Here is a 7481-nt window from a genome sequence, read left to right on the forward strand (position 1 = left end):
CCACGACCCAGCCATCACAACCAGGCCCGCAGGGCAACTTCTCTATCTTAGCCATCCCGACTCGCTTGTCAAATCAGCGCGCCGGGCAGATCGAGGATCCGCTGCGCAGCTGAGACAGCCGCAGAAGGGGTGGATCTCCCATCCTAGACGCACGCGCCTGATCTCTCAAGAGAGAAGGAGTGGGAGGTGGTTCTCCGCTTGAGGGGGGTGAAGCTCTGGGCTTCTCCGCTTCCCTGTGGGGCGAACAAGTAATAAGTTACGTGGGTTCCGGGGTTCTGGCAAATCGGGGCACCACCCCCGGGCGTGTCGGCACCGCGACAGGACCACATCAGCCCGGATCAGCTGGGTTTTTCCGCTCGGAAGCCGCGGAGTAGCATCGCGCCATGGGCCCCCACCGTCCCTCCCCCCGTGCCGCCGCTCCCGCGAGGACCCGTCCGAGCGCCGCCCTGCTGCGCCGGGTCTGGACGGAGATCGGCGGAGAGCCCGCTGCCGTGCACGACGCGCTCCCAGACCTCGCCGGTCTAGGCGACGTCCCGCTCCCTGCCCGTACCGCCGCCGGGGAGCTCGCGCTGGGGAGCACGGCCGCCGCGACGCTGGCGGCGGGGCGCAGGGTCGCGGACGTGGATGTCGCCCGGGTCGCCGCCGCATACCGGAGCGACCGCCTCCTCACGGTCGACGATGCTTCCCCGCCCGCCTGGTCTCCCCTGTCGGGGTTCTGGCCCACCGCCGACGGGTGGATCCGGACGCACGGCAACTACCCCCATCACGCTCGCGGGCTCCGATCCGCCCTGGGGCTCGCGCCTGACGCCGGCCGCCCCGACGTCGCCGCAGCTCTCGCCGCGCTCCCCCGCGACGAAGCCGTCCGGCGGATCGTGCACCACGGAGGACTCGCGGTCTCCGTGCGGGCCGAGCAGCCGGAGCACGACGCCCGTCTCCGCACCATGCCTCTGATCGAGGTCGCCCGTGTCGGCGATGCCGCGCCCTCCGGTCGTCCGGCGTCCGGGCCTCCGTCTCCCCTCGCCGGAATCCGCGTGCTCGATCTCACGCGCGTGATCGCCGGTCCCGTCTGCACACGCACACTCGCCCTGCTCGGTGCCGACGTGCTGCGGATCGATCCCCCGGCCATCGCCGAGCTCCCCTGGCAGCACCTCGACACCGGTCACGGGAAGCGCAGCACGATCCTCGACGCCCGTGACCCGGCGATGTCCGCTCTGCTCGCCACCGCCGACGTGGTCGTCCTGGGATACCGTCCGGCGTCGCTCGCACGACTCGGCCTGTCTCCCGACACCCTCGTCGAGAGGTACCCCGGTCTCGTCGTGGCCGAGCTCAGCGCGTGGGGTGCCGACGCGCCGGAGCGCGCGGGCTTCGACAGCCTGGTGCAGGCGGAGAGCGGAATCGCGGTGATCGAGGGCGACGACGGCGTGCCCGGAGCGCTGCCCGCACAGGCGCTCGACCACAGCAGCGGCTACCTGCTCGCCGCGGCGGTGACCACGCTGCTCGGACGGCGTGCGCGCGAGGGCGGATCCTGGATCGCACGCACCTCCCTGCGCCGGGTCGCCGCCGAACTTCTCGGGATGCCGCGCCGCACGGACCCGGTCGCTGCGCCGGATCCGGACGCGGCCTCGCACGAGGCGAGGTTCGACGTCGACGGGGTATCCCTCGTCACCGCGGCGCCGGTCATCCCCGGCACCACGTTCACGGCGCCGCACCCGTGGGGATCGGACGCACCGCGCTGGTGACGACCGCGCTGGTGACGACAGCCGCTGGTGCCGCGCGCGGTCAGCGCGACCGGACGGGGTCTCCTCGGCGCAGAGCCACCACGGCACACAGCACGAGAGTGAGCGCACCCCACACCGCGCACGCCGGAGGCAGCACGCGATACGCCAGGTGAGCGACGGTGAACTCCGCCGTGAAAGGACCGAGCACCGCGAGACCGATCACCCACGCCGCCGCCAGGATCACCGGCAGCGAGAGCCACCAGGTCACCCGCACCGGCGAGGGCAGCCACCGGGTGACCGCGTCGCGAGGCACCGCACGCCGCAGCCGCAGCGCGGCCCACAGCCCGAGGCCGAGCAACGCCAGCACACTCGAACCGTGCTGCACCCATTTGTACCCGAGCAGCGGACCCCACTGCTCATCCAGCATCGGGAACAGCGCGACGCCCCAGCGCCCCTCGTGCGTGAACGCGTCCCACGCGATGTGCGACAGCACGCCGAGCACGAGCGACACCGCGAGGAGCAGCGGATACCAGGGGCGACCGAGACCGACCCCCACCGCACGGCCCGCGGCCACGGCGCCGCGGTCGTCCCACTCGCGCGGCAGCCGACGCGCGACCCACAGCGGCACCAGCTCACCGACCGACGGCCGCAGCACCACGCGCCAGAGCAGGAAGAGCACGAACGCCAGCAGCGCCGTCCAGATCACATTGGCCACGGTGTGCGTGAACGAGTAGTCGAGACCCACGCCGCGCAGGAACAGCGGGAGATCCGGCGTCATCGCGCCGATCGCGATCGCCGCGGGCACGAGGGGCGTGCGCACGAACGGCAGCGCGACGATCGCGTGACTCGGCGTGAACGGCATCCGGAGGCCGCGTCAGCTCAGGAACACGCCGGCGAGGGTCTTCTTGCCTCGGCGCAGCACCGAGACGCCACCGGGGAGAGTGCCCTGCACGGTCGCCGTGTCGTCCGCCACCCGCTCGCCGTCGAGCGACACTCCGCCCTGTGCGATGGCCCGCCGCGCCTCCGACAGACTCGACACGAGCCCGGTCGCGACCAGCGCATCGACCACGGGCGTCCCTGGCGCGACGGTCGCATGCGGCAGCTCATCGAGCGCGGAACGCAGCGTCGCCGGGTCGAGCGCGGTCAGGTCGCCCTGTCCGAACAGTGCCTCCGACGCGGCGATCACGGCCGCCGTGGCCTCGATGCCGTGCACGGTCGCCACGACCTCGAGCGCCAGACGCTTCTGCGCGGCGCGTCGGAACGGCTCGGTCGCGACGAGCTCGGCGTACTCCTCGATCTCGGCCCTCGTCAGGAACGTGAACACCTTGAGCCGCTCGATCACATCGGCGTCGGCCGTCGACAGCCAGAACTGGTAGAACGCGTACGGGCTGGTGAGCTCCGCATCGATCCAGATCGCGTTGCCCTCGCTCTTGCCGAACTTGGTGCCGTCGCTGTTCGTGATCAGGGGCGTGCCGATCGCGTGCACGGACACACCCTCGACACGGTGGATCAGATCGGTGCCGCTGGTCAGGTTGCCCCACTGATCGGACCCGCCCGTCTGCAGACGGCAGTCGTACTGACGGTAGAGCTCCAGGAAGTCGAGACCCTGCAGGATCTGGTAGCTGAACTCGGTGTAGCTGATGCCCGCGTCCGAGTTGAGGCGCGCGGCGACCGCGTCCTTCTTCAGCATCGTGCCGACCCGGTAGTGCTTGCCGATCTCCCGCAGGAAGTCGATGGCGGACAGCGGCGCGGTCCAGTCGAGGTTGTTCACCATGCGGGCCGCGTTGTCGCCCTCGAAGCTGAGGTAGCGCTCCACCTGTCCCCGCAGGCGATCCACCCACTCGGCCACCGTCTCGCGTGTGTTGAGCGTGCGCTCCGCGGTCGGACGGGGATCGCCGATGAGCCCGGTCGAGCCGCCGACGAGACCCAGCGGCCGGTGCCCGGCGAGCTGGAGCCGACGCAGCAGGAGCAGCTGCACCAGGTGACCCAGGTGCAGGCTCGGCGCGGTCGGATCGAACCCGCAGTAATACGTGATGGGGTCTCCCGCGAGCAGGGCGCGCAGCGCCTCCTGGTCGGTGGACACGTGGACCAGGCCACGCCACACGATCTCGTCCCACACGTTCTCGAACGTGGGATCGATCGCCTGGGGTGCGGTCGTCAGGTCGGGAGTTGACACGCGCTCCAGGCTAGCAGCGCGCGGTGCGGCATCCCGCCTCACACCGCACCGTCGAGCTCGGCGATCTCCTCGGGCGCGAGGGCGAGCTCGGCCGCGTCCAGCGCGGTGTCGAGCTGCGCGATCTTGCTCCCCCCGAGGATCGGCCGGATGCCGTGCGCGAGCAGCCATGCCAGCACGATCTGCCCGCGCTGGGCGTCGTGCGCGTGCGCGATCCGGTCGAGGACCGCGAGGCGCCGCGCGGTGCCGGGGTGGTCGTAGACCTCGGGGATCGCCTTCGCCGCGTTGTCGTACGCCCCGGACAGCAGGGGCGTGTACGCCCAGGTCTCCAGACCGTTCGCGGCGGCGTAGTCGCGCTGCTCGTCGCTCAGCACGCCGAACGGGTGCACCACCCCCGGCGGCAACGTGCCGGGGCGCGCGCGCAGATAGGTCGCGTTGAGCTGGAGCGCATCGAGCGGCGCGCTGCCGATCGCCGTCGCGTGAGCGCGGGCCCGCTCGATGCGCCAGGCGGGATGATTGGACGCGCCGACGCGCCGGACCGTCCCGCTGCCGGTGAGCGACGCGAGGCCGTCGACCGTCCGCTCGATGGGGACAGCGCGATCCTCCTGGTGCAGCCAGAGCAGATCGATGGTGTCGACGCCCAGGCGCGACAGACTGCCCTCGACCGCCTGCGCGATCGCCCGCGGCGACAGGCCCGTGCGGTGCGCGGGCCACGAGCCCGGCCACAGCGGTTCGGCACCGACCTTCGTCGACAGACGGATGCGCTCGCGGACACCGGGGCGAGCGGCGAGCCACCGACCGATCACCGCCTCGGACGCCCCGCCGTGCCCGGTGTCGCTGGCCCAGAAGCTGTAGCAGTCGGCGGTGTCGATCCAGCTGCCGCCGCGTTCGACGAAGCGGTCGAGCAGGGCGAAGGCGGTGTCCTCATCGATGAGGGTGCCGAAGGACATGGCACCGAGGACGATCGGGGATGCGCGATGCGGAGAAGCGGTCATGCAGGAAGCATGCAACCTGGAGCGCACTCCAGGTCAAGCCCTAGGATCACGGCATGACCACGACCTACACGCCGGCCGAGACCGCCGCCCGCTCCGGCTTCAGCATCGACACCCTGCGGTACTACGAGCGCGAGGGCATCCTGCCCGCGGTGCCGCGCACGGCCGGAGGCCACCGGGTGTACACCGATGCGGAGCTCGGGCTGCTCGAGTTCCTCAAGTGCCTGCGCGAGACCGGGATGCCCGTGGAGCGTCTCCGGCGGTACGGACAGCTGTGCCGCGACGACGACACCATCCCCGAGCGGATCGCCCTCCTGGAGGAACACGCCGAGACCGTGGAGCGGCAGCTCGCGGAGGTCCTCGCGCAGCAGCACCGCCTCCAGGAGAAGCTGACCTGGTACCGGAGGCAGCTGGCCTGACTCAGGTGTGCGCGGCCCACCACACCAGGAACGCGGCACCGAGCCCGATGACCCAGCTGACGAGACTGCCGACCAGGAAGTACTCGGCCCTGGCGCCGGTCTCGCCGTCGCGGGAGATCTCGGGGAACCGGACGATGCCCTTGGCCGCGAGCATGGCCGCCAGCACGGGATAGGCGGCCGCGAGGGTGAGGATCATCACCAGCACGCGCTCGAGCGGTCCGATGAGCCGACCGCCCTTGAAGCCGTTGCGCGGATCGGTCGCCGGCAGGACCGCCTCCACCGGGGCCTGCGCCGCACGCGCCGCGGCGGGTTCGGCAGTCTCGGGCGACGACGGCTCCGGGGCGACCGCGATCGGGGCGGGGTCGGCCGGCCGCCAGGTGTGCTCGCCGTCGAGGGCCGCCCGCACCACGAGGTTCGACGACTCCAGCAGGAAGACCCCGGCTCCGAGCGCGAGCACGGCGAGGTCGAACGACACCTCGCCGAAGGGCGACCGCAGCGTCCAGAGCTCGCCGATGAGCCCGGTCTCGTCGCGCGCACCCACCCACACGACCGCGCCGATGCTGAGGGCGGCCACTGCGACCGCGGGCCAGAAGCCGGCGCGGGAGGGTCGGCCGTCCGGCATGCTCCACACCCAGAGGGCACCTCCGGCGAGGCCCAGGACGGCCCAGAGGAGCGCCTCCCCTCCGATGCCGAGCAGCACGATGACCGCGGCGGCGACCACGTATCCGAGCCAGCGACGGGGCACGAACTGACGCACCAGATCGGCCGCGCCGATGGCGAGGAGCAGGAAGCCGGCGAGGATCATGCGCCCTCCCCTCGCAACGCCGCCAGTCCCTCGATGAGCGCCGCCGCCCCCGCACTGCGCAGGGACTTGGAGACGCTGGGCTGCGTGATGCTCTCCTGTGCCGCCAGCTCCTGCTGCGACCGGCCGATCAGCCGACCGTAGGTGAGGCGTCGCTCGCGCGCGGTCATGGCGCCGACGAGCTCGTCGCGGACGAGGACGTAGGCGTTGGCGGCGGCGATCACGGCGGGCATGACCTCATCCTGACCCGGGGCACCGACAATCCAGGTGCGCGTCCGCGGCACGGCGCGCTGTTCGCGGGCATGGACGGTCTCGATCGCGGCGCGCGCGGCATACCATCCCGGCCCGTCCGCGAGCTCACCGTGGACCGAATCGACCGCGCGCACCTCCCCCACGCCGATCCCGAAGCGGAAGGCGAGGTCGTCCGGCAGCCGCAGCTGGATCATCAGGAGCGAGGTGAGCGCATCGGTCAGCTCTCGATAGACGGCCTGCTGCTCGTCCCCTACCGTGGGCGTGAGCGGCTGCAGTGCGAGAGGTCGGTCGGACTCGACCTCGGCGATGGCGTCGTCGAGCGCCCGCTGGGCGGCACTGCGGTCGTCGAGCTCGCGGGAGCCCACGATGTCGGCGATCACGGCGATGACCATGGCATAACCGTAGCACGAATAAGCAGAGTTTATGCATCTTTTGGTTATAGATCGGAGATATGCCTGATATGAGCATCATGCCCTGGAGTGCAGGAACCTGGACCCACGCGCCCGCCGACGTAGCGGGCAGCGGAGCGCACCTCGACGTGACCGCCGCCGAGGGCAGCGACGCCTGGCGGCACACCGCGTACGGCTTCGTGCACGACACCGAGCACGCACTCCTCGCTCCCCTGGCCGTCGGCGAGGCGATGGAGGTGTCGTTCCGCGCCCCCTGGGAAGGACAGTTCGACCAGGCCGGCCTCTTCGTGCGCGCCGACGACGAGCACTGGGTCAAGGCGGGCATCGAACACGCCGACGGCCACCTCGGGCTCGGCGCCGTCGTCACCGCCGTGGTCTCCGACTGGTCGGTCGGACACGTCGACGACTGGCGGGACAGCGAGATCACCGTCCGCGTCAGCCGCTGGCGCGACGCGCTGATCGTCCGCGCCGCCGCCGACGGCGGACCCTGGCGTCTCGTGCGGGTCGCGCCCTTCGACGGCGAGGCCCCCGCCGCGGCCGGACCGTTCCTCGCCGCCCCTACGCGCGCCGGGCTCACCGTCCGCTTCACACGCTGGGAGCGGACCGCCGCAGACGCCGACCTGCACTAGCCGCGCGGGTCGAGACCGCCGAGACGGGAGCGGGCCGCGGACGACCGCGGCCCCCTCCGCTCACAGCCCGAGAGCGTGCGCCGCCG

The 7481-nt window shown here is 71.9% G+C and carries 8 protein-coding genes; 3 read left to right on the plus strand and 5 right to left on the minus strand.

All coding sequences use genetic code 11. The annotated features are described in order from the left end of the window. Positions 1–383: 383 nt before the first annotated feature. Entirely contained in the window at positions 384–1739 is a 1356-nt protein-coding gene (locus tag DW299_RS10510) for a CoA transferase (protein ID WP_136036545.1), read from the plus strand. 40 nt (positions 1740–1779) lie between these two features. On the opposite strand, the gene DW299_RS10515 is transcribed toward DW299_RS10510, so the two are convergent. Genes DW299_RS10515 through DW299_RS10525 form a run of 3 tightly spaced genes read right to left on the minus strand, consistent with a single transcriptional unit; the run spans position 1780 to position 4886 of the window. Further along, positions 1780–2580 (minus strand): DUF4184 family protein, encoded by an 801-nt coding sequence (locus tag DW299_RS10515; protein WP_136036546.1) that lies wholly within the window; start codon positions 2578–2580, stop codon positions 1780–1782. Between the two features lie 12 nt (positions 2581–2592). Then, complete coding sequence (gene tyrS, locus DW299_RS10520; RefSeq protein ID WP_205812629.1) at positions 2593–3894, minus strand: tyrosine--tRNA ligase; 1302 nt, start codon at positions 3892–3894, stop codon at positions 2593–2595. A 38-nt stretch (positions 3895–3932) separates the two neighbouring features. After that, on the minus strand, positions 3933–4886 hold the full coding sequence (locus DW299_RS10525) for an aldo/keto reductase (RefSeq protein ID WP_136036547.1): 954 nt from the start codon (positions 4884–4886) through the stop codon (positions 3933–3935). A 53-nt stretch (positions 4887–4939) separates the two neighbouring features. Between DW299_RS10525 and DW299_RS10530 the strand changes: the two genes are divergently transcribed. Next, positions 4940–5302 carry a MerR family transcriptional regulator gene (locus DW299_RS10530; protein WP_136034243.1) on the plus strand — a complete coding sequence of 121 codons (363 nt, stop codon included), beginning with the start codon at positions 4940–4942 and terminating at the stop codon, positions 5300–5302. 1 nt (position 5303) lies between these two features. Here DW299_RS10530 and DW299_RS10535 read toward each other — a convergent pair whose 3' ends face one another. Both DW299_RS10535 and DW299_RS10540 read right to left on the minus strand, forming a co-directional pair. Continuing rightward, positions 5304–6107 carry a hypothetical protein gene (locus tag DW299_RS10535; protein ID WP_136036548.1) on the minus strand — a complete coding sequence of 268 codons (804 nt, stop codon included), beginning with the start codon at positions 6105–6107 and terminating at the stop codon, positions 5304–5306. Continuing rightward, positions 6104–6748: a SatD family protein gene (locus DW299_RS10540; RefSeq protein ID WP_136036549.1), complete on the minus strand. Its 645-nt coding sequence runs from the start codon at positions 6746–6748 to the stop codon at positions 6104–6106. Before DW299_RS10540 ends, DW299_RS10535 begins: the two co-directional genes overlap by 4 nt. A 68-nt stretch (positions 6749–6816) precedes the next feature. On the opposite strand from DW299_RS10540, the gene DW299_RS10545 reads away from it, so the two are divergent. Then, complete coding sequence (locus tag DW299_RS10545) at positions 6817–7395, plus strand: DUF1349 domain-containing protein (RefSeq protein WP_168443116.1); 579 nt, start codon at positions 6817–6819, stop codon at positions 7393–7395. Positions 7396–7481 lie beyond the last annotated feature (86 nt).

The sequence above is a fragment of the Microbacterium sp. K35 genome (assembly GCF_004794375.1).
GTDB classification, from domain to species: Bacteria; Actinomycetota; Actinomycetes; order Actinomycetales; family Microbacteriaceae; genus Microbacterium; species Microbacterium sufflavum.

Bases quoted from the DNA above. Each gene is read 5' to 3' on its own strand.
- DW299_RS10525 (WP_136036547.1), bottom strand. From the start codon at position 4,886: ATGACCGCTTCTCCGCATCGCGCATCCCCGATCGTCCTCGGTGCCATG.
- DW299_RS10545 (WP_168443116.1), top strand. From the start codon at position 6,817: ATGAGCATCATGCCCTGGAGTGCAGGAACCTGGACCCACGCGCCCGCC.
- DW299_RS10515 (WP_136036546.1), bottom strand. From the start codon at position 2,580: ATGCCGTTCACGCCGAGTCACGCGATCGTCGCGCTGCCGTTCGTGCGC.
- DW299_RS10540 (WP_136036549.1), bottom strand. From the start codon at position 6,748: ATGGTCATCGCCGTGATCGCCGACATCGTGGGCTCCCGCGAGCTCGAC.
- DW299_RS10510 (WP_136036545.1), top strand. From the start codon at position 384: ATGGGCCCCCACCGTCCCTCCCCCCGTGCCGCCGCTCCCGCGAGGACC.
- DW299_RS10535 (WP_136036548.1), bottom strand. From the start codon at position 6,107: ATGATCCTCGCCGGCTTCCTGCTCCTCGCCATCGGCGCGGCCGATCTG.
- DW299_RS10530 (WP_136034243.1), top strand. From the start codon at position 4,940: ATGACCACGACCTACACGCCGGCCGAGACCGCCGCCCGCTCCGGCTTC.